The sequence below is a fragment of the Cystobacter fuscus DSM 2262 genome (assembly GCF_000335475.2).
Classification (GTDB): domain Bacteria; phylum Myxococcota; class Myxococcia; order Myxococcales; family Myxococcaceae; genus Cystobacter; species Cystobacter fuscus.
The window spans coordinates 954356-975547 of sequence record NZ_ANAH02000001.1 but is presented as its reverse complement, the minus strand read 5'-3'; the positions used below and the strand labels follow the sequence as shown (position 1 = coordinate 975547).

Sequence of the window (21192 nt, the reverse complement as noted above, 5' to 3'; positions counted from 1 at the left end):
CCAACACTTGGGGCTTTCCGGTGGCGGAGACGACCGAAGACGAATGGAATGCCCTCGCCTTTCATCCCGTCAGGAGCGTCCGTCATGGTCCGGTTGTCAGGAAGGTCGTGGTCGAAGTTCCTCCTCGTGTGCAGTGCCTTGCTGTTGTCCGCGTGCGCCTCTCCGCTCGCGCGGCGGATGCGGCCGGTGGAGGCGCTCCTTCGGGAGCAGGTGGACACCCAGAAGATTCCGGGAGCGGTCGTGCTCCTCCAGCGCACCGATGGTTCGGACTCCTATGTGACGGCCATCGGCCAGATGGACCGTGAGCAGGGCAAGGCGCTGCGGGAGGATGCCCTGTTCCGCATCGCATCCATGACGAAGCCCATCACCAGCGTCGCGGTGATGATGTTGGTGGAGGAGGGCAAGCTCGGCCTGGAGGAGCCCATCTCGAAGTATCTGCCCGAGTGGGGGAGCGTCCAGGTGCTGGCCTCTCCTCCGTCGGCTTCTGGCGGAGCCTCCAGTACCGTGCCGGCCCAGACGCCCATCACCGTGCGGCACCTGCTGACGCACACCTCCGGCATCTCCTATCGCTTCATGGGCGAGCCGCTCGGTCCGCTCTACCAGAAGACTGGCATCGTCGACGGCTTCGAGCACACCTCATGGACGCTCGCGGACCAGTCGCGCGCCCTGGCCTCGCTGCCGCTCGAGCATCAGCCGGGCGCGGCTTTCACCTACGGCCTCAACACGGATCTCCTCGGCTACCTCGTCGAGCAGGTCTCCGGAGTGCCGCTGGACCGGTTCTTCCAGGAGCGCATCTTCACGCCCCTGGGGATGAAGGACACGTCCTTCTTCCCTCCAGAGGACAAGGCCTCCCGCCTGGTCGCCCTGTACCGGCGCGCCTCCTCGGGTGCGCTCGAGCGCGTGCCCGAGACGGGCACCAACGTGGTCGAGGGCTTCTTCTCCTACGCGCCGGACTTCCAGACCACCGGCGCCAAATCCTACCGCTCGGGCGGCGCGGGGCTGGTGTCCACGGCGAGAGACTATGCGCGCTTCCTCCAGATGATGGCCAACGGTGGCGAACTCGCGGGCGCGCGCCTGCTGAAGCGGGAGACGGTCGAGCAGATGACCCGGAACCAGATTGGCGCCCTGCGAGCGGATTTCTACGGCACCGGCTTCGGTCTGGGCTTTGGGGTGCAGGAGGACCCCGCTCTGGTGAAGGCGCAGGGCCCGGTGGGCAACTACTTCTGGCCTGGCATCTTCAAGAGCCACGCCTGGGTCGATCCCGAACACAAGCTCGCGGGCATCATCATGATCAACCTGTGGGACATGGCCTCCGACACGCCCAACGACATCCGCGCCCGGATCTTCTCCACCGTGGAGGAGTGAGGCGCTCCTGTCGCTCAGACCGGAACGACGGACACGGGCAGCCGCATGCGCCCACGACGGAGCGGCGCGCTCGCGGTGGATCCACCCTGGAGTCGCAGTGCTCGTGATGTGATGGACATCCGCCCCATCTTTGTCCGGGACGTCACTCCTGTCCGCCTTCCGGTACGGTTTGTCCGCCGACGGGTGGGTGTTTAGCGTCCATGGGCTGGGCAAGGGTCCATGGACCGGGGGGCATCATGGGTCAGGCACAAGGTGTTGTCACCGTGGCGATGGGTCTGATGATGCTTCTCTCGGGCGCAGCCACCGTGCGGAGCGGGGAAGCGGAGGCGAAGCAGGCCGGTGTCCAATGCGGTGACACCCTCACCGCGAGCACCCGGCTCACTCGCGATCTCTCGTGCCCGGGCACGGAGGTCCCCGCGCTTCGAATCGCCGGGGCGGGCGTCATCCTCGATCTCGGCGGCCACACCGTGCGCCGCGTGGGCCCGGAGACGGGCGTGTCCGAGGGCCTCAGGGTCTCGGCCAACAGCACGGTGAGGAACGGCACGATCCGGGGGTTCGACCATGGCTATGTCGTCGGCGGCGAGTCGCTGCCTTCCCCGGAGCGGGTGGGGCTGTCCGGGCTCACGTTCATCGACAACACGGTCGCCGTCTACAACCGGGGAGGCGACACGACGTTGACGGTCACGGACTGCCGGCTGATCAGGAATGGCTCGGGACTGGGCAGTGAGCAGGACGCGAGCAGGGGCGTGTTCGAGGTGCGGTCCTCGTTCTTCCTCGGCAACCGGCTCGCGTTGTCCGCGAACAGCCATTCCGTCGACGTGGTGGGCTCGACCTTCCTCCAGAACGAGACCGTGATCTGGTGCCCGGATGGCGATGTCTCCTTCTCGTCGAGTTCGATCGTACAGAACACGGTCGTGGGCGACCTGCGGCTCGGCCAGTTTGGTTACGGTGCCTGCCGGGAGGCTTCGTTCGTCCAGACGGTGCTCGCGCGCAACGGCTCACTCGCCGCCACCGACGCGCCGGTCTGGGAGCCGTTCAACTTCGTGCTGCGTGACTCATGGGTCATCGAGAATGGAGGGGAGCTCCTGGTCCGGGCCAGGACGGTCGACGTCCAGGGCAGTACCTGGTGGGGAAACGGGAGCGGCCTGTCGCTGGCCGATCTGCCGGAGTATGTGCCACCCGCGCTCACCGGCGAGGTGAGTGGCAATCTCTTCCTGCGCAACCAGGGGGATGGTCTCCGGGTGTTGGTTCCCAGCACCCTCACGGTGTCCCGCAACGTCGCGATCGACAACACGGGTTGGGGTTTTCATGTGCCGGGCGTGAGCGACGGCGGCGGCAACGTCGCGCGAGGCAATGGCGCGGGCGCCTGCGTCGGGGTCGTCTGCTCCGCTCGCTGATGCGTCCGGCTGTTCAGTGGTGGTTCATCCCCTCCGCCTGACAGCCTGCTTGCCGCGTTTCCATGCACGCTGCACAGTCCAGTGAACCATGCACCAGATCATCTCGTTCTCCGAACCGGAGCGGTGGGAGCGCGCGTACGCGCGAGCTTCATGCAAGGACATCTACTACCGCCACGCCTATGCGGAGCTGTGCCATTGCATGGGAGATGGTGAACCCCTCCTCTTCGTCTACGAGGACGAGGAGGGCCGCACGGTGTGTTATGCCTTCATCCGCAGGCCGCTCCATGCACTGCCCTTCGCCCGCGACGTGGGGCTCGAGGGGGAGTGGTACGACATCATCAGCCCCACCTACGGTTATGGGAGCCCTCTCTGCGCGGAGCCCCACGAGCAACTCCTCTGGGAGTTCCGGGCGGAGTTCGAGGCCTGGTGCCGCGGCGCGAACATCGTCAGCGAGTTCGTGCGCTTCCATCCCCTGTCGGGCATCCACCGGTTGCTCGAGGGGACGATGGACATCGTCTACGACCGGGAGAGCGTTTTCATCGACCTGATCCGGACGGAGGAGGAGCTCTTCGAGCGCTATCATCCCAGCCACCAGCGCAACATCCGCAAGGCGCTGAAGAGCGGGCTGGAGTTTCGTGTGCTCGAAGGGCACGAGGCGCTCCAGCAGTTGGAGGTGTTCTATCGCCTCTACCGGGCCACGATGGACAAGGTGGGAGCGCTTCCGTACTACTACTTCTCGACGGAGTACCTGGAGCGGCTCTTCTCGAGCCTGGGCCGGAGCGCCCTGCTCGGAGCGGTCTTCCTCGACGGACGGATGATCTCCGCCGCCCTGTGCCTGCGCGAGGGGGACGTGCTCACCTATCATCTGGGCGCCTCGGAGACGGCGTCGTTGAACCTCGGGACGAATACCTTCCAATTCCATCACATCGCACTGTGGGCACGGCGCAACGGGCTGTGTGTCTTCCACCTCGGCGGGGGCCACCGGGGGAGGGATTCCCTCTTCCAGTTCAAGCACCGCTTCAACCCGGAGGGAACGCTGCCGCTCAACCATGGGAAGAAGGTGCACCATCACGAGGTGTACGAGCGGTTGGTCGAGAACTGGAAGCATCACCATGCCCAGCCACTCGCCGAGCTCTATTTCCCGGCCTACCGGACCCCACCCACGGTACGCGCGGAGGTTCCCGCTCCAGCGGAGGAGCCCTGCTCCGGGCATACACCGCGCTCGCACGGGCTCTACCGCGCGGATCCGTCGGAACTCTCTTCTCCCTGACGAATGAACGGGGTGGCGGCGGGGCTCAGGGCTCCTCGCGCTGGCGTTGAATGCGCGCGGGAACGCCGGCCACCACCACTCGGGAGGGGACGTCGGACGTGACCACCGCGCCGGCGCCGACCACCGTTTCCTCTCCGACGGCCTTGCCAGGCAGGACCGAGGCCGCGAGGCCGAGGTGCGTGAGGGCGCCGACCCTCACGTTTCCCCCCAGTGTCGCGTTGGGGGAGAGGTGGGCGAACGCGCCGATCTCGCAGTCGTGCTCGACGATGGCGCCGCTGTTGATGATCGCCCCATTCGCGACGCGTGCGTCCGGGTTGATGACCGCCTGGGCCATGACCACGACGCCCGCTCCGAGCTGGGCGGACGCCGCCACGGTGGCGGTGGGGTGGATCAAGGTGACCAGCGTCACTCCCAGCCTTTCGCACAGCTTGTAGATGCGGCACCGCGCGCGGTTCTCTCCAATCCCCAGCGCGACACTCACTTCGGACCGGCACACCTCGAGCCAGGCGGGCCCACCGAGGATGGGAAGGTCGAAGACCCGTTGCCCTTCGAGCGCTCTGTCGTCGAGGAAACCCGCGACGGTCATGCCGCGGGCCAACGCGATGTCGGCGACCACCTTTCCGTGGCCCCCACACCCATAGATAACCAGCTTGGGTTTTGTTTTCGTTTGTGGCACAGGCATTCACCGGAGCGGAAGATATGGCTTGGATGGGCAATTGGCACCACCCACCTCGTCATTGAAACGCATGCCTCACACCTCCCGGGATGCTGCGTGAACAGTCTTCGTGGGGGCTGCACGTGCGCGGCTCGCGCCCGTGGCCATGCAGATGTGGCGCGGCGCGGCGCGCCCCGCGACTTGCCCGACAGGACGAGGCGCGGGCTCATTGCCTTTCATGTGTCTCTGGTGACAGTGCCATGCGCTCGAGGGCAGCTATCAATCAATCTCATTTCTGTTCATCTTCCACTGTCAACCTAAGCGGGACGACGACGCCGCGCGCGCTGCCCGCATGAGTTCAGAGTGAGGAGAGCTGATGGCTCGTGGAATGAGTGGGGGAGTTCTTTTATTTGCCGGGCGCCCGATGGCGCAAGCGGAAGGTGGCCAGCGGTATTTCCCTCTCCTGCGTTCGTTGCTCATGTTGCTGGCGGATGCGGTCCTCACGGGCAGTGCGCTCTTGTGCGCGATGCTGTTGCGCTTCGAGGGGGTGTTGCCCAAGCAGTGGTGTACTGCGTTCGAGCAGGGTTTGCCGCTGCTGCTCCTGGTGCGTCTGGTCATGCTGGCGCGGTTCGGGTTGCAGCGCTGGTCGTTTCGCAGCGCCGGTCTCAACGAGGCGGTCCGGCTCGTCCTGGCCATCGCGTCCGCCACCCTCGTGTTCGAGGCGCTCCGGTTGTTCTCCTTCTTCGAGGCCCCACCGCGTTCGGTGGTCGCCATCGAGTTCATCCTCTCCACGGCGCTGCTGGGGTTCTACCGCTTCGTCCCGCGGACGGCCCGGCTGTGGTACCTCGAGCAGAAGCGCTCCCGGGCCCAGGGCACGCAGCGGACGATCGTCGTCGGGGCGGGTAGCGCCGGGGACCTGCTGCTGCATGACCTGCTGCGCACCCCGAACAGCTCCTGGCATGTCATCGGGCTCGTGGACGACGACCCGGCCAAGCACGGCACCTTCCTCAATGGCAAACAGGTGCTCGGCCCCATCGACGCCCTGCCGGAGCTGGTGGCCAGGCACCGCGTGACCCAGGTGCTCATCGCCATCCCCCGCCTGCCTCCCGAGCGCATCCGCCACATCCTCGGCCTGTGCAAGAACCAGAGCGTTGGTTTCAAGATCATTCCCGCCTCCTTCGCCTATCTCGATCAGAAGATCACCGCCGCGATGTTGCACGAGCTGAGCCCGGAGCACCTGCTGCCCCGGGACGTGGTCTCCTTCGACCAGGAGGAGGTGCGCAGGCGCGTCGCGGGCCGCCGCATCCTCGTCACCGGGAGCGCGGGCTCCATTGGCAGCGAGATCGCCCGTCAGATCGCCTCGCATGGGCCCGCTTCGCTCGTGTTGCTCGACATCAACGAGAACGAGCTCTACTTCCTCGTGCGCCAGCTCCAGGAGCGCTACCCGCTACTGTCGGTGAGCGCCATCGTGGCGGACATCCGAGACCAGGAACGGCTGATGCGTATTGGAAGGGAGCACGCCCCGGAGTACGTGTTCCACGCGGCCGCGCACAAGCACGTGCCCTTGATGGAGGACTCGCCCGAGGAAGCCATCAAGAACAACGTCTTCGGCACCCTGAACGTCGCGCGGATGGCCGATGTCTGTGGCGTGGAGCGCTTCGTGCTCATCTCCACCGACAAGGCGGTCCATCCCACCTCGGTCATGGGGGCCTCCAAGCGGCTCGCCGAGATGGTCATCCGGGACGTCGCGGCCCGTTCACATACCTCCTTCACCGCCGTGCGCTTCGGCAATGTGCTCGGCTCGGCGGGCAGCGTGGTGCCCCTCTTCAAGCAGCAGATCCAGCGGGGCGGGCCGGTCACGGTGACGCACCCGGACTGCACCCGCTACTTCATGGTCATCCCCGAGGCCGTCGGGCTCGTGGTGCAGGCGGGGCTGGCGGGCTATGGAGAGCTGTGCATCCTCGACATGGGGACCCCCGTGCGCATCGCCGAACTCGCCGCGAACATGATCACCATGTCGGGCCTGGTGCCGGGCAAGGACATCCCCATCGTCTACACCGGACTGCGTCCGGGCGAGAAGCTCGAGGAGACGCTCTTGAGCGAGGAGGAGGAACTCACCCAGCAGGTCCGCAACCGCATCAAGGTGGCCCGGAGCCCCTTGCCCCCCGCGGACTTCCAGCTCCAGCTCGAGCGGCTGCGGCGGGTAGCGCAGTCGGGTGACTCGACCGGAGTGCTGCTCGCCCTGCGCCACCTCATCCCGACGTACAAGCCGGCGAGGCTCGGGGTGGGTGAGCCGTCCGAGCAGCGGTGAGTGTTTGGTGCCGGGCCCGGTTTCGGGGCCCGGCTCCCGTTTCAGCGTCGGGATGCCCGGTAGGCGGGGAAGTAATCCGAGGCGAGGCCACCCTCGCACAGTTGGGCATACACCGCGGGATCGCAGATGAGTTCGTGGGTGTAGAGCTGGAAGCTCGCGTTCGCGAAGCCTCGCTTGAACGCTTCCAGGCTGTCACCCGGTTGCATTCCTCCCCCCAGGTTGAGTGGCATCCCCAGCTGCCTGCCGAGCTCGAGCAACATCGTGAAGATGTTCTTCGCGGGCGAGCGTGGCAGGTAGGCGTCGGCTGTTCCACCGAGGTAGTAATGCAGCACGCCGTCGCTCGAGACGCCGATGGCCGCGGACGCCATGTCGCCGCTCGGTGCGCGGGTCGTCGCGAGCCAGGCGGCGGGCGAGGAGAACAACTGCTCGAAGTAGGTGTCCGGGAAGAAGTACCGGGCGCTCGCCTCATCCCGGACCATGGTCTGCCGGTAGACGGCCTTGAATCCCTCCCGGTCCTCGAGCGAGGCCTCGCGCGCGGGGCCGTAGGTGCTCACGAAGCCCTGTCGGAGGTTGCGTTGGATGTGCCGGCGGTGCATCTCCCGGAACTCGACGGGCAGGCGGGGGTCGATGAAGAACACCTGGTTGCGTCCCGTTCCGCCCGCGAAGCACTGGGGACCCGTCAGTCGGTCACGTACGAAGATGCTGACGAGCTCGGTGCCATGCCAGTCCACCGCCTCCTTCGGCACCTCGCTCAGCCCGTCCATCACCCCGCTCGGGTAGCCATACGGCGAGACGGCATCCCGGTAGGGCGTCCGCTCGATGGGCCGCACGATGAGCGGAATCCGCAGGGAGCCTGCTCCGGCTCCGTCGATGACGAGCGTGTGGGTCACACCTTCCGCGCGCAGATGGTGCTCCGAGCGGAAATAGTCCTCCGACAGGGCGAGCTTTCCCGCGTCGGGAACCAGGACTGCCTTCAGCCGGGTCGTCGTTGTCATGTGCTCCGCCGTTGTCATGGCCGCCTCCCCCCATCCCACGAACTCCTACCAGGGTCGCCTGAGAGCCAGGCCCATGTCGGCTCGCACCATGGAGCGAGCAACCTGTCTGTCACGACCCAAGGCCCATGCCGGAATTCAATTCGTTTACGCACGTTCTTTCCTGCCGTTAACAGAACGCAATTCAGCGTTCCCATCACAGGGTAACCCTCCGGTCGAGCGTCGGGTTACTCCCCCAAAGGACGCCATTGATGTCTGGTTTTAGTCATCGAAGCACCCGTGGCCTCGCTGTGTCCTCGCTGATGTTGCTCTCCGTGCTGTTCGGAGCGGCCTGTGATCCCAACGCTGGGTTGGACGCCTCTGGTGAGGAGTTCGCGCAGGAGCTGCCTGCCTCCGGTGAGGAGTTCGCGCAGGAGCTGACCTCGAGCTCGGACGCGCTCGCCGCCCTCCCGACGCCCGCTGGCCTGCGCTCCGTGGCTGATTGGGAGACGCTGTTCCGGAAGAACTGGAACTCGGAGCACACCTCGAGCTTCCTGCCCAAGAGCACCTCGCTCGACAGCTGGCAGTTCTATGACCTGGCTTACGGCATCGATGGGAACACCGCGATGTTCCGGGCCACGGGGAAGACGGAGTACCTCGACCGCGCCCTGCTCTACGTCAACAACATGGTGAACAACGCCAAGAGCTCCGCGTCCCTCCCGAAGAGCCAGTTCAAGGACGTGTACCTGGGCTGGGCCTCGGCGCGCTCGGACACGCTGGGGCAGGAGGTGCCGCTGTTCGAGAGCTACTGCTGGCGGTACGTGACGCGCCTGCTGCGCGCCATGCGTGAGACGCCCGAGGTCTACGGCAACACCAACTACCGCGCGCAGTACGACAAGCTGCTGGCGTTCTCCGAGAAGAACATCTTCGAGAAGTGGTCCAAGCGCGGGGCGAACAGCTACATCTACCGCAACAGGACGCACATGGCCGCGCACTGGGCCTACATCGCCATGGATCTGTCGCTCATGACGACGGACTCGGCGCGCAAGACCAACTACATGGCCGTCTTCAACAACATCAACCGGGACCTGCCCAACGCCGCGTCGTCCCTGCGCGAGCAGCTGGCGCCCAACCCCCTCAACGCCTCGGCCTACTTCTGGAGCGACCAGTGGGCCTCCCGCGCCCGCCCCGGTCAGGACGTGGCCCACGGCAACGGGGTGATGGCCTTCATCGTCGAGGCGCGCGATGCGAAGATGGAGTGGACGGATCAGGACGTCCGCGCCTTCACCGCGACGCTCGGCTCCGTCATCTGGCCCTCGGCCGGCAAGTACGCCGAGTACGTCGACGGCTCGGGGAGCGGAACGGGCTGGTTCAACGACGGTCTGATGAAGCTCGGCCGTTATGACACCAACCTCCAGAAGCGGCTCGAGACGCACTCGGTCGGCAACAACACCCAGTTCTTCGGCAATGGCGCGCTCAACGTGCGGTTGCTGTCCGAGGCGGCGCGGTTGTCGGCGCGGTAGGCAACAGTCACCCCTCCCTGTCGCCCGAGTGCGCGACAGGCAGTGGGTGGGCAGGCTCCTGGGCGTGCCGGACGAGTGTCCGGCACGCCCCTTTTCTTTCCCCAGGAGCCTCGAATGCCCCCACGCATCTACCTGTCATCCCCCCACCTGGGCTCCCTGGAGCGCGGCTTCGTCGACGATGCGTTCGCGAGCAATTGGATCGCTCCGCTGGGCCCGCACGTCGATGCATTCCAGGAGGAGTTCGCCCGGTGCGTCGGCGCACCGCACGCGCTCGCGCTGAGCTCCGGCACGGCCGCGCTCCACCTGGCGCTGCAACTCGTCGGTGTCTCCGCCGGAGACGAGGTGCTGGTCAGCACGCTCACCTTCTCCGCCTCGGTGAACCCCATTCGCTACCTGGGCGCGTCTCCCGTCTTCATCGACAGTGAGCGCGCCTCCTGGAACATGGATCCCACCCTGCTGAGCGAGGAGCTCGAGGCGCGCGCCCGCTCCGGCCGGCTGCCCCGCGCGGTCGTCGTGGTCCACCTCTACGGGCAGTGCGCCGATCTGGAGCCCATCCTGGCCGCGTGCGACCGCCATGGCGTGCCCGTGGTGGAAGACGCGGCCGAGGCCCTGGGCAGCACGTACAAGGGGCGGACTCCGGGCACGCTGGGCCGCGTCGGCATCTACTCCTTCAATGGCAACAAGATCATCACCACCTCGGGAGGAGGGATGCTGGTGTCGCCGGACGAGGAGCTCGTCCGCCACGCGCTCAAGCTCGCCACCCAGGCGCGCGACCCCGCGGCGCACTACCAGCACTCCGAGATTGGCTACAACTACCGCCTGAGCAACGTGTTGGCGGCGATTGGCCGCGGACAGCTCCGGGTGCTGGAGGACCGGGTCGCCGCGCGGCGCAGGAACCACGATTTCTACGTGCGGGCGCTCGCCGAGGTGCCCGGAATCACCTTCATGCCCGAGGCGCCCTGGGGACGCCACACGCGCTGGTTGACGACGCTCACCATCGACCCGGCGCGCTTCGGCGCGAACCGGGAGGCGGTGCGGCTCGCGCTCGAGCGGGAGGACATCGAGGCCCGGCCCGTGTGGAAGCCCATGCACCTGCAGCCGGTCTTCGCCGCCTTCGAGCGGAGGGGAGGAGAGGTGGCGGAGGAGCTGTTCCAGAATGGGCTCTGCCTCCCGTCCGGCTCCAACCTCACTCCAGACGACCTGGCGCGGGTGGTGGAGGTGGTGCGGGCCGTGCACGCGTCTCGTTGCCGAGGAACTTGAACATCGTCGCGTCTCCCGCGTGGGAGATGCCCTGGCGCTGCACGACACGCAGGAGGGTCATCGCGAGAATCCGCGTGTCCAGCGCCAGGCTCCAGTGGTCCACGTACCAGACGTCGAGCCGGAAGCGCTCCTCCCATTCCAGGGAGTTGCGCCCGTTCACCTGTGCCCAGCCCGTGATGCCCGGGAGCACGTCGTGGCGCCGCGCCTGCTCGGAGGAATAGCGGGGCAGGTACTCGACCAGCAGCGGCCGGGGCCCCACCAGGCTCATGTCGCCGCGCAGCACGTTCCACAACTGCGGCAGCTCGTCCAGGCTCGTCGCGCGCAGGAACTTGCCGACACGCGTGAGGCGCTGCGCGTCGGGGAGCGGCTCGCCGTCCGCGTCATACGCATCGAGCATGGTGCGGAACTTCACGAGCTGGAACGTCCTCCCTCCGCGGCCCGGGCGCACCTGCCGGAAGAGGACGGGTCCGCCCATCGAGACCCGGATGGCCAGCGCCGTGATGGCCATCACCGGGGCGAGGCACACCAGCCCCACGGCCGCCAATAGCCGATCGATGCACCGCTTGAGGAACAGCCCCGCTCCATTCTGTCGCCGCATGTGTTCTCGCTCCGGTTTCCGGCGGGGGGCTCCGTGCTCGACTCTCTCCCGGGTGGAGGGAGTTGAACCCGCGCGCACGCACCCGCTCGAATTCCAGGGTAGAGGCCCCCCTGGTTGCTCACCAATCACCCCGGAGCCCGGGCCTTGTGTTGGTGTGCGCGCATCCGCCGGCTGCCGCCTCCTGGAGCGCGAGGCGCCTCCAGGCGCGCACGGCGAGCCACGCGCCGCCGCTCAGCTCGACGAGCCAGCCCAGCGCCAGGGCCCAGGCCGCGCCCACGGTCCCCACGGTGGGCACCCACCAGGCGCTGCCCAGCGCGACCACCAGGACGGAGAGGACGAGCAGCGGCGCCTGCGCCTTCAGCTCCCGCGCCGCCGTGAGCCCGAATTGCAGGCTCACACAGACGTACTCCAGCGCGGCGGCGCCCATGAGCCAGACGAACAGCTCGAGGTTGCGCGCGTAGGCGGCCCCATAGAAGAACGTCAGCACGGGGCGTCCGAGCAACGCCGCGCCGGCGATGGCGCACACGCCCACCAGGGCCGCCCCTCCGGTGAAGCCCGCGAGCGCCCGGCCGTAGCGCGCCGCGTCCCCCGCCGCGTGGTAGCGCCCCAGCCGGGCGCTCACCGCCTGCCCGAGCGCATGGACCACCCGGCCCCCCAGGGCGGTGAAGTAGGCGAGCGCGGCGAACATGCCCAGCTCGGCCTGGCCGGCGTGCGCCTCCAGGAGGTAGCGGGGCACGTTGGGGCGCAGCGAGCCCAGCAGGGCGGTGATTCCCAGCGCGTAGGCGAGTCCCAGCAGGCTCTTCAGGCGCGCGCCCTCGTCCCGCCACGGTGTGCGCCACACCCGGCCCCAGGCAGACTCCCCGCCGAACACGCGCCGGTACGCCTGGGCGTCGAAGAGGACGAGCACGAGCGCCCAGGACAGCCCCAGGGCGGCGGCCGCGGCGGCCGCGCTCCTCGTGAGCACGAGCGCGAGCGCCACGAGCACCACGGAGAGCACGCTCTTGGCGATGATCGAGCGGGCGATGAGGCCCATCCGCTCGGCCTTCTGCAGGGCGCCGTAGAACACCTCGCTGAGGGCCTCGAAGCCCTTGGCCAGCGCGAGCAGCGCGATGACGAGGCCGGTGCGCGCCGGATACCCCCCGAGCCAGCCGAGGGCGCAGCACAGCAGCACGCCCCCGAGCACGTTGAGCACCATCAACCCGAGGTAGTGCTCGAAGCCATGGGCGCCCCGGGCGTCGGTGGCCTGGAGCGTGCGCAGGTTCATCCGCGCGAGCAGCATCACCGGGGCGGTGAGGGCCAGGCCGAGGGCGAACTCGCCCAGCAGCTCCATGGTGCCGAGCCGTGCACACGCCACCAGCACGCCCCACTGGGCGAGCGCGTACACGAGCCCGGACGAGAGCGTCCAGGCGAAGTTGCCTCCCAGCGACCGTCGCGTCACGCGCTGGCCACCGCGCGCTGGAGCACCTCGGCGAGCCGGTGGGCCGCGGAGTCCGCGGAGAAGTTCTCCCGGCCGAGCCGTCCCGCCCGCGCCCCCGCCTCGGCGAGCCACTGGGGGTCGCGCAGCCTGCTCGCCAGCAGATCGCTCGCGGCGGCGGTGTCCTTGGGGGGCAGGTACAGGCCGAAGCGCTCCCGCTCGAGCAGCTCCGCCTGCCAGCCGCCGTAGTTGAGCGCCAGGGGCCGGCTGGCGGCGAGCGCGTCGAAGAACTTGTTGGCGGAGTTGTCCTGCATGCCCGGCACGTCGGTGAAGAGCGAGGTGGCGATGGTGGCCGCGGAGAGCACCGCGGGGATGTCCGCCTTGGGCACGCTGGGCAGGAAGAAGAGGTTGCGGTCGCGCACGCCCAGCCGCTCGGCGAGCCCGTGCAGGGCCTGTTCCTCGCGGCCGTGTCCCATGACGACGAAGCGCACCTCCGGGTCCCGTTTCAGCATGTCCGCGGCGACCCGCACGAGGTAGTCCACCCCGTTCACCAGGCCGAGGGTGCCCGCGTACAGGACCATGGGCCGGTCCCCGAGCCACGGGTACTTGCTCCGGAACTTCTCGCCCGCCGAGGCCGGGACCTGGAAGCGCTCCGGATCGCAGAGGTTGGGGATGACGGTGATCTTCTCCGGGGACACGCCCGCCGCCTCCACTCCGGCCTTCATCCCCGGCGAGAGCGCGACGATGTGCGCCGCTCCCGCGTAGGCGGCGCGCTCGAGCAGTTGGGCGGCGAGGATGGCGGGACGGCTCTTGAGCGCGCCGACCGCGATGGGCAGGGCGGGCCAGAGATCCCTCACCTCGAAGACCATGGGCTTGTTGTTCCAGCGCGAGGCGAGGATGCCCGGGACGGCGATGGTCAACGGGGTGCTCGTGGCGAAGACCACGTCCCCCGACAGCCGCATCGCCCGCTGCGCGGAGTTGAGGGCGAAGTGGCTGAAGGCGCGCATCCGGTCCGCGTAGTTCATCGAGTTGGAATAGGGCACCGGGAGCCAGTGCACGTGGATGCCGCTCTCGTTCGTCTCGCGCCAGCCCTTCGCGTCCTGGCGAGGCTCGGTGTCCGAGGTCACCACGTGCACGTCGTGTCCCATGCCGACCAGGCGGCGGGCGAGCTCGTAGGACCGCGTCCCGCCGTGCATGGTGGGCGTGGTGAAGTACTGGTGCAGGTAGATGATCTTCATGTCGTGGCTCCGTGGACGGCGGGATGGACGATGGGACGGGAGGGAACGAAGGCGGTCCTCGTGGCCAGGGTGCACGAGGACATGACCATCAGCAGGAAGAGGGCCCGGGTGTCGTAGAGGTCGCCACTGGACTGGCTGCCGAGCAGCACCAGCACCACCGCGCCGACGGTCGCGCCGTCGATGCGGTGGCGGCCTCGCCACGCCGAGCGGAGGAAGGCGAGCAGGGTCCAGCCGAGCAGGGCGAGGCCCAGTGCGCCGCCCTCGCAGAACACCTCGAGGAAGAGGTTGTGGGGGTAGACGCCCAGCCCGAGCGCGGGGAAGGCGGCGAGCCCCGCTCCCGCCACCGGGTTGTCGAGCCCGAGCTCGTACGCGGCGGCATAGAGGGACTCGCGTCCCGACAGGTACACCTTGCTCTCCGTGTCGCTGCCGCCCTCGTAGTTCAGGGTGAGGCGCAGGAAGCGCTCCTCCATGGACCGGCTGAGCGCCTTGCCCAGGGGGGTGAAGGTGATCACCACCAGGACGGCGGCCGTGGCGAGCACCGACAGGAGCGCGAGCTGGCGCAAGGGGATGCGCCCCACCACGAGGAAGGTGAGGACGCCCGCGAGGATGGCGGCCGTGCCTCCCCGGGAGCCGGTGAGCAGCGCGAGCAGCACGCCGGCGGCCGCCATCGGAACCCAGAGCCACGTCTGTCCCTGCCGGCGCCAGAAGTACAGAGCGCCGAGCGCGAACAGCCCCATGAGCCGGGCGAAGATGTTCGGTCCTCCTCCCAGGACCGCCAGCCGCGCGCCGCCCCCGCCGCCCAGCAACTGGCTCACGCCGGTGAGCGCCAGCAGCCCCGTGGCCAGGAGCACCACGCCCCAGAACGCATCCAGCACGCGCATCGCCGGCTGCCGGAGCGCGGCGAGCCCGAAGCCCACGCTCATCACCCCGACGAGGGCGAGATCGTAGAGCTTTCCCAGGGCGAACTCCGCGTCGGGCGCCCAGAGCGCGCTGGTGCACAGGTAGCCGAGGAACAGCAGCAGCGCCATCGCGAGCCGGGTGTCGGGCCGGCTCTCTCCGGGCCTCGCCGCGCGGTGGGCGCGGTGGAGCAGTCCCAGGGTGGCGAGCACCACGCTGGCCAGGACGATCCACAGTCGCAGCTCCAGGAACGGGTCCGGCTCGGGGTCGGCGTTGGCCAACCGATGGAAGCCCCAGCGCCCCGCGAGCACGTAGAGCGCGGCGATGAACCCCAGTCCTGAGCATCGGATCCATGTCATGGAGTGGCGCTCGCTCGTACTCAGTCGGTGGTCGGGTAGTCGTACTGGTAGATGCCGCTCACCACGCGTCCCGCCGAGGAGCGCGGCACTCCGTTGAAGATGATTCCCCGCACCGGGACTCCGTTCTGCTCGAGCCGGTGGAGGGCCGCGCCGAGCTCCCTCATCGGGTGGACGCCCGCGCGCACCACGGCGAGGTTCATGCCCGCATGTCGGCCCACGAGCGCCGCGTCGGTCACCGCGAGGATGGGGGGCGTGTCGATGAGGACGAGGTCGTACCCGGCCGACATCCGCGCCACGAGCGCCGTGAACGCGTCGCTCTGCAGCAACTCGGCGGGGTTGGGCGGGAGGGCGCCCGTGGACAGCCAGGACAGGCTCTGGCCGGGGATGCGCCGCACCGCCTCTTCCAGGCCGACCGTGCCGCCGAGGATCTCGGAGAGGCCCTGGGCGCACTCGGCCCGGAAGCCGAGGTGGAGCGTGCCCCCGCGCAGGTTGGCGTCCACGAGCAGGACGCGCTTGCCGGAGTCCGCCAGCACCCAGGCGAGGTTGAGGGCGACGAAGGACGTGCCCACTCCGGGACTCGGCCCGGTGAGGGCGATCACGTTGTTGGGCGAGTCCCGCAGCGCGAGCTGGAGGCGGGTGCGCAGGCCGCGCAGGCTCTCGGTGACCGGGTGGCGCGGATGGAGCTGGGCCAGGAGGGCGCTCGCCTCGCGGTTGGACGCGAGGGGGAGGGTGGCGTGGATGGGCACCCCGAGCCGCGCCTCGACCACGGCGGGATCCGAGACGCCCTTGCGCAGCGCCTGCCGGGCGAAGGCATGCGCCACGCCGAGCGTCAGCCCCAGCACCAGGCTGAGCGCGATCACGCCCGGCTTGCTGGGGCGCACCGGCAGGCGGGACACCACGGGCTCATCGAGGATCCGCGCGTTGCCGGCGATGCTCGATTTGAGGACCCGGTACTCCTGGGCCTTGTTGTTGAGCTGGAGGAAAAGCTCGGTGGCGACCGTCACGTCCCGCAGGAGCTGGGCCGACTTGAGCTCCGCGCTCGGCAGGCCCTTGAGCTGGGCGTTGATGGCGGCCCGGTCCGCTTGCAACCGCTCCAGCTTGTGACTCGTGGTGATGAGCACCGGGTGTTTGCCGGTGAAGCGCTGCCGCAGCTCGGAGCGCTCGAGCGTGAGCGCCGAGATCGACTTCTCGATGTCGACGCCGCGGTCCAGGATCGCCTGGGCCTCCAGCCCGAGATCGACGATTCCGCTCCCGGCGCGGTGGGCGCTCAGGGCTCCCTCCGCCCGCTCGAGCTCCTTGCGCAGCCCGGGCAGTTGGGTGTCGAGGAACGCTAGCGTCCTCTCGACCTCCTCGCTCCTGCGCTCGACGTTCTGCCGGACGTAGTGGCGCGCGATGGCCCCGAGGGTCGCGGAGAGCCGCGGGGGATCCTCTCCCTCGAGGACCACGGAGAGCACGCCGGTGTTGGTGCCCTTCTCGCTCAGGCGCAGCGTCCGCTGGAGTTCCTCCACCACCTCGAGGCGCGAGCGACGGATCACCTGGAACCGCGTGCCCGGGCGGGCGTCGAGTTCGGAGACGAGGAGCTCCACCTGCCAGCGGGAGCCTGACGGCGCCGTGGCGGGTTCACCGGCGCGCCCGTCGAGGATCGGCTGGGAGTCCGGATCGAGCAGCGTGTAGGCACCGGCCTCGCCCGCCACGAGCGTGAGCGGCAGCTCCTCCAGTTCCGGAGGCACGCTCACCTGCTTCACCTGAAGACGCCCTTCGTCCGCGGTGAACGGGAGGTGCCGCGGACCGGCCTCCACGTCCAGCTGGAGTTCGTCGACGACCTTTCCCAGCAGCGTGCGCGAACTGATGATCTCGATCTCCGTGGACACCTCCCCGGAGAGCTCCGCGAGCAGCTCGTCGAGTTCCCCGAGCCGGCTGCCTTTCTTGTCGATCTGGAGGACGGTGTTCGCGCGATAGACGGGGGGCGCGACGAGCAGGTACAGCGAGCCCGCCACGAGCGTCAGGACGAGCGTCACGAGGATGGATCCGCGGGACTCCAGCAGGATGCCCAGGTGGCCGTGCAGGTCGAGTTCGTCTTCAGGTGCCCCGGGGTTGGAGCGAGCGGGGTCCTCGCGGCTGGGAGCGCTCGTCATGGGGATGGGAATACGACGGACCTGTTACCGATATCTACTGCCTGCCAGAGCATCTGAACTGTTGGCTGGATTTGAGTGATGATGCGATTCCAGCGCGTCAAGTTGTGCGCCGAGACGAAGACAACGTCATGGGGTCGAAGTTGGAATTGCGTGGCGAGCAGGAGCGCGTCCGGTGACCGGGCATCGAGCTTGTAGATGGTGGGCTGGTCGAAGTTGCCGCGGATGACATAGACCTTCGCCGGGTTGGAGCTGACCGGATCGAAACCCTCCGTGTCGCCAATCGCCTCCGCGAGTGTCATCCGGCCCTTCACCATGATGCGAGACGAAGGCCTGCGGACCTCGCCGAGAACGAAGACCTTGTTGCGGTTGCGGTCGGGGACGTGAAGGATGTCTCCGTCCTGGAGGAGCCAGTTCTGGCTGATGTCCCCCTGTTCGTAGAGCGCCTGGAGATCCAGGGTGGATGTCTTTCCGCCCCGGGTGAGCGTGACGCCGCGCAGGTCGGCCTCGGGGGTGGGCCCTCGCGCCTGGCTGATGGCGTCCTGCACCCGCATGGGCACGTCCGTGATGGGCAGGCTGCTGGGGGCGACCACCTCCCCGGTGATCTGCACCTTCTGCCCCCGGAAGCCCACCACGCGCACGTCGAGCTGGGGCTTCTCGATGACGTGGTTGAGCCGCTGCGTCAGCAGTTCCCGGATCTCGGGCAGCGTCTTGCCGGCGACCTGGAGGATCCCCGCGTAGGGGAAGAACATCGTCCCATCGGTCGACACCGGGTGGCCGGTGGCCTCGGCGGAGCGGAACTCGCCCGCGGGGATGGTGAGTTCGGGGTGGTCCCAGACGATGACACTCAGCACGTCATGGGCGGTCACCCGGTAGTTGTAGTTCGCCGCGAACTCCGCCAGCGGATCCCGGAGCGGGGCGGGTCGCGTCTCCAGACGTGACTTCTGTTGTTCTTCCAACAGGGCCACGTCGATGGGGACGACCTTGAAATCGTCGCCGGTGCCCGCGTCGGCCTTCCCGGCGTATCGTTCCCGGATGGCACCCTCGTCCATATACATGCCTGGGCCCCATGCGCACGCGCTCGTGCACAATACCCAGACCAGCAATAGGACGCGTCTCATCGACCAGCTCCGAGGGCTCTGCGAGGCCCCCCGACCTCTACGAGCCGATTGAACACGTCCTTCGAGGGGAGTGAGTGTTTGCCTCGAGACCGCTCGATTGTTCCTATTCAAGGGGGTTTATGTAAACCCATGCGCGCCCGTGCTGTCCGGAAGGCAATAGGACGCCGAATCCAGACAACGGAGCACCTGCCCTCCAGGGTGATTGACCCTCCCGGCCCGGGCCCGTCGGGAACCCCCGAGGCGACGCGGCCATGGGGCTCGGCGTTCACGGAGCCAGGCGAGCAATCCCTTGCAAGCTTCGTGGAGGAATTTTCGTCCGCCGACTCGTGTCAACACCGGCCGGTCACCGTCCACTCAGTGGTCGGCCAGTTACCTTGCAACCATGCAGCCTTCGTCCAGCCTTCGTGCTCCCCTGGCCCGCTCGACGCTCCTCAAGATGGGGGCGCGCGTCGGGGTCATCATCGCCCTCTCCACGCTCTTCAGCTATCTCCACATGCTGCACACCCTGCGTACCGAGGCGCTCGAGCGGATGCAGCAGCATGTCGTGGAGCGCGGCGAGCGCGAGCAGGCCATCTTCCTGCTGGCGGAGGACAACCACGCCCTCTTCAAGAAGACCCTGAAGGAGCGGGTCCAGGAACTCCAGCAACACGAAGAAGAGGTGAGTGCGCGCTTCGACAAGCTCTTCGTGCGGCGGCCCGATGGCACGGTCCGCAGCCCGCCTGAAACCACCGATGGCACGAGGATGGTTCAGGCCTTCATTCCACCCAGGGTGAGCCTCGACATCGGGTTTCGTACCCGGTTCCTGGCCGTGTACGACGTGCTCTCCTGGTATGCCCCCGTCTTCCACGTCCGCTTCTCGACGACCTACGTGACCTTTCCGGAGGGCGCGATCGCGGGCTTCTGGCCGACGCTCCCCACCTGGATCCAGGAGCTCCCGCCCGATTTCTCGGTGGCCTCCTACGAGGATTTCCCCCTCGCTCTGCCCGAGAACAACCCCCAGCGGCGCACCGTCTGGACGGGCATCTTCAAGGAAGTCGTCTCCAATCTCTGGATGACCTCGGTCACCACGCCGGTGGACCTGGACGGCCGCCATATCGCCTCGGTCGGCCACGATGTCTTCCTGAACGAATTGATGACTCGTACCATCAATGATCACCTGCCGGGTGCCTACAACCTGCTCTTCCGAGACGATGGGCAGCTCATCGCCCATCCCGAGCTGAAGCTGGAGGGCACCACCAGCGCCTACAACATCCTGAGCAACACCGGGCAGCCCGAAGCCGCCGCCAGACTCCTCGGCTCCGCGGAGAAGGCGGCCCACCTGCGGGCCATCTTCGAGCGGGTGAAGAGTCGCCAGCCTGGCCAGACCCTCCTGGAACTGCCGGAGTACGGCGAGTATGTCGCCGTCACCCAACTGCGTGGCCCTGGTTGGAACCTCGCCACGGTGATGCCCGAGCAGGTGGTGTCCCAGCCCGCCCTGCTCGCGGCGCGCTACGTGCTGCTGCTGGGCATCCTGTCGCTGCTGCTGGAGCTGGTCATCATGTACCAGGTGCTTCGCCAGCAAATCACCCAGCCCCTGCATGCCTTCATCCAGGCCACCGACAAGGTGGCGACGGGTGACTTCGAGGTGGCGCTGGACACCGCGCGCCGCGACGAGCTGGGACAACTGGCCCAGTCCTTCCGGCTCATGGCCGACGAGGTGCAACGGCGCGAGGTGGCCTTGCGCCAGGCCAATGAGGGACTGGAGCAGCGCGTGGAGGAGCGTACCCGCGAGCTCAAGGACGTCCACCTGCAACTGGTGCAGACGGCCCGGCGCGCGGGCATGGCGGAGATCGCCACCAACGTGCTGCACAACGTGGGCAACGTGCTCAACAGCGTCTACACCTCCGCGCAGATGGCCAAGGAGCGGGTGAGCGGAATGCGGCTGGAGCACGTGGGGCGGGTGGCCCACCTCATCCAGGAGCACCAGGAGGACCTGTCCACCTTCCTCACCCAGGACGGGCGGGGGCGCAATCTCATGCCCTTCCTGGACAAGCTGGGGCAGAGCCTGGTCGAGGATCGCCAGGAGGTGGTGTCATTGCTGGATGACGTGGGCCGCTATACCGAGCACATCGGCGACATCGTCAAGGTGCAGCAGAACTACGCCCGGACTCCCCGCGTGCAGGAGCAGGTGTCGCTGCCGGATCTGCTGGAGGACGCATTGCGCATCAACTTCGCGGGGCTGAATCGTCACCAGGTGAAGGTGCAGCGGGACATCGCGCCCCTGCCGCCAGTGATGACCGACAAGCACAAGACGCTGATGATCCTGGTGAACCTGGTGAGCAATGCCAAGTACGCCATGGATGCGGTGGCACCGAGCGAGCGGCTGCTGACGGTGAAGCTGGAGGAGGTGGCCGGACGGGTGCGCATCTCCATCCATGACAATGGCATGGGGATAGCGCCGGAGATGCTCACGCGCATCTTCCAGTACGGTTTCACCACGCGGGAGGAGGGACACGGCTTCGGTCTGCACTCCAGTGCCATCGCGGCCCGGGAGGAACTGGGCGGTTCCTTGACCGTGCACAGCGATGGGCCCGGCCGGGGTGCCACCTTCACCCTGGAGCTTCCCTATGTCCCCGTCGCGCAGGACTCCCGAGGCGTGTCGTGAAGTATCCGATTGGATCCTCGGGGGAATTCCTTTGACC

The 21192-nt window shown here is 67.9% G+C and carries 15 protein-coding genes; 7 read left to right on the top strand and 8 right to left on the bottom strand.

Going from position 1 to position 21192, the window contains the following annotated elements; translation table 11 throughout:
• Positions 1-84: 84 nt before the first annotated feature.
• The 3 genes from D187_RS03795 (at position 85) to D187_RS03785 (ending at position 4032) form a co-directional block, all read left to right on the top strand.
• Positions 85-1365: a serine hydrolase domain-containing protein gene (locus tag D187_RS03795; protein ID WP_002629530.1), complete on the top strand. Its 1281-nt coding sequence runs from the start codon at positions 85-87 to the stop codon at positions 1363-1365.
• 236 nt (positions 1366-1601) lie between these two features.
• On the top strand, positions 1602-2762 hold the full coding sequence (locus tag D187_RS03790) for a hypothetical protein (RefSeq protein WP_002629529.1): 1161 nt from the start codon (positions 1602-1604) through the stop codon (positions 2760-2762).
• An 88-nt stretch (positions 2763-2850) separates the two neighbouring features.
• Complete coding sequence (locus D187_RS03785; protein ID WP_002629528.1) at positions 2851-4032, top strand: lipid II:glycine glycyltransferase FemX; 1182 nt, start codon at positions 2851-2853, stop codon at positions 4030-4032.
• A gap of 25 nt (positions 4033-4057) precedes the next feature.
• Here D187_RS03785 and D187_RS03780 read toward each other — a convergent pair whose 3' ends face one another.
• Positions 4058-4714: an acetyltransferase gene (locus tag D187_RS03780; protein WP_043427912.1), complete on the bottom strand. Its 657-nt coding sequence runs from the start codon at positions 4712-4714 to the stop codon at positions 4058-4060.
• Positions 4715-5165: 451 nt separating this feature from the next.
• On the opposite strand from D187_RS03780, the gene D187_RS03775 reads away from it, so the two are divergent.
• The gene (locus tag D187_RS03775; protein ID WP_043428290.1) at positions 5166-6998 is read left to right on the top strand and encodes a polysaccharide biosynthesis protein; all 1833 of its coding nucleotides are present in this window, start codon (positions 5166-5168) and stop codon (positions 6996-6998) included.
• Between the two features lie 41 nt (positions 6999-7039).
• Here the strand turns inward: D187_RS03775 and D187_RS03770 are convergent, their stop codons facing one another.
• Positions 7040-7993, bottom strand: a complete 954-nt coding sequence (locus tag D187_RS03770) for a GNAT family N-acetyltransferase (protein ID WP_155893133.1) — start codon at positions 7991-7993, stop codon at positions 7040-7042.
• A 248-nt stretch (positions 7994-8241) separates the two neighbouring features.
• Here D187_RS03770 and D187_RS03765 point away from each other — a divergent pair, with 248 nt between their 5' ends.
• Positions 8242-9492, top strand: coding sequence for a hypothetical protein (locus D187_RS03765; protein ID WP_002629524.1), 1251 nt, complete (start codon positions 8242-8244; stop codon positions 9490-9492).
• 114 nt (positions 9493-9606) lie between these two features.
• A complete protein-coding gene (locus D187_RS03760) occupies positions 9607-10752 on the top strand; it encodes a DegT/DnrJ/EryC1/StrS family aminotransferase (RefSeq protein ID WP_002629523.1) in 1146 nt (381 codons plus the stop codon).
• Here the strand turns inward: D187_RS03760 and D187_RS03755 are convergent.
• The 6 genes from D187_RS03755 to D187_RS03730 form a co-directional block, all read right to left on the bottom strand.
• Positions 10679-11350, bottom strand: coding sequence for a sugar transferase (locus D187_RS03755; protein ID WP_051256182.1), 672 nt, complete (start codon positions 11348-11350; stop codon positions 10679-10681). The two genes, D187_RS03760 and D187_RS03755, sit on opposite strands and share 74 nt — an antisense overlap.
• 118 nt (positions 11351-11468) lie before the next feature.
• Complete coding sequence (locus D187_RS03750) at positions 11469-12788, bottom strand: lipopolysaccharide biosynthesis protein (RefSeq protein WP_002629522.1); 1320 nt, start codon at positions 12786-12788, stop codon at positions 11469-11471.
• Positions 12785-14002: a glycosyltransferase family 4 protein gene (locus tag D187_RS03745; RefSeq protein WP_002629521.1), complete on the bottom strand. Its 1218-nt coding sequence runs from the start codon at positions 14000-14002 to the stop codon at positions 12785-12787. Before D187_RS03745 ends, D187_RS03750 begins: the two co-directional genes overlap by 4 nt.
• The gene (locus D187_RS03740; protein WP_002629520.1) at positions 13999-15258 is read right to left on the bottom strand and encodes an O-antigen ligase family protein; all 1260 of its coding nucleotides are present in this window, start codon (positions 15256-15258) and stop codon (positions 13999-14001) included. Before D187_RS03740 ends, D187_RS03745 begins: the two co-directional genes overlap by 4 nt.
• A gap of 20 nt (positions 15259-15278) precedes the next feature.
• Entirely contained in the window at positions 15279-17393 is a 2115-nt protein-coding gene (locus D187_RS03735; protein ID WP_002629519.1) for a polysaccharide biosynthesis tyrosine autokinase, read from the bottom strand.
• A complete protein-coding gene (locus tag D187_RS03730) occupies positions 17390-18511 on the bottom strand; it encodes a polysaccharide export protein (protein ID WP_043427907.1) in 1122 nt (373 codons plus the stop codon). The genes D187_RS03735 and D187_RS03730 overlap by 4 nt, the downstream gene beginning before the upstream one ends.
• Positions 18512-18893: 382 nt before the next feature.
• Between D187_RS03730 and D187_RS03725 the strand changes: the two genes are divergently transcribed.
• Positions 18894-21155 carry an ATP-binding protein gene (locus D187_RS03725; RefSeq protein ID WP_020917762.1) on the top strand — a complete coding sequence of 754 codons (2262 nt, stop codon included), beginning with the start codon at positions 18894-18896 and terminating at the stop codon, positions 21153-21155.
• Positions 21156-21192 lie beyond the last annotated feature (37 nt).

What these genes read in the sequence shown, in the direction of transcription:
- D187_RS03740 (WP_002629520.1), bottom strand. Translation starts at nt 15,258, where the DNA reads ATGACATGGATCCGATGCTCAGGACTGGGGTTCATCGCCGCGCTCTAC.
- D187_RS03745 (WP_002629521.1), bottom strand. Translation starts at nt 14,002, where the DNA reads ATGAAGATCATCTACCTGCACCAGTACTTCACCACGCCCACCATGCAC.
- D187_RS03785 (WP_002629528.1), top strand. Translation starts at nt 2,851, where the DNA reads ATGCACCAGATCATCTCGTTCTCCGAACCGGAGCGGTGGGAGCGCGCG.
- D187_RS03765 (WP_002629524.1), top strand. Translation starts at nt 8,242, where the DNA reads ATGTCTGGTTTTAGTCATCGAAGCACCCGTGGCCTCGCTGTGTCCTCG.
- D187_RS03790 (WP_002629529.1), top strand. Translation starts at nt 1,602, where the DNA reads ATGGGTCAGGCACAAGGTGTTGTCACCGTGGCGATGGGTCTGATGATG.
- D187_RS03735 (WP_002629519.1), bottom strand. Translation starts at nt 17,393, where the DNA reads ATGACGAGCGCTCCCAGCCGCGAGGACCCCGCTCGCTCCAACCCCGGG.
- D187_RS03725 (WP_020917762.1), top strand. Translation starts at nt 18,894, where the DNA reads ATGCAGCCTTCGTCCAGCCTTCGTGCTCCCCTGGCCCGCTCGACGCTC.
- D187_RS03795 (WP_002629530.1), top strand. Translation starts at nt 85, where the DNA reads ATGGTCCGGTTGTCAGGAAGGTCGTGGTCGAAGTTCCTCCTCGTGTGC.
- D187_RS03770 (WP_155893133.1), bottom strand. Translation starts at nt 7,993, where the DNA reads ATGACAACGACGACCCGGCTGAAGGCAGTCCTGGTTCCCGACGCGGGA.
- D187_RS03755 (WP_051256182.1), bottom strand. Translation starts at nt 11,350, where the DNA reads ATGCGGCGACAGAATGGAGCGGGGCTGTTCCTCAAGCGGTGCATCGAT.
- D187_RS03760 (WP_002629523.1), top strand. Translation starts at nt 9,607, where the DNA reads ATGCCCCCACGCATCTACCTGTCATCCCCCCACCTGGGCTCCCTGGAG.
- D187_RS03730 (WP_043427907.1), bottom strand. Translation starts at nt 18,511, where the DNA reads ATGAGACGCGTCCTATTGCTGGTCTGGGTATTGTGCACGAGCGCGTGC.
- D187_RS03780 (WP_043427912.1), bottom strand. Translation starts at nt 4,714, where the DNA reads ATGCCTGTGCCACAAACGAAAACAAAACCCAAGCTGGTTATCTATGGG.
- D187_RS03775 (WP_043428290.1), top strand. Translation starts at nt 5,166, where the DNA reads ATGTTGCTGGCGGATGCGGTCCTCACGGGCAGTGCGCTCTTGTGCGCG.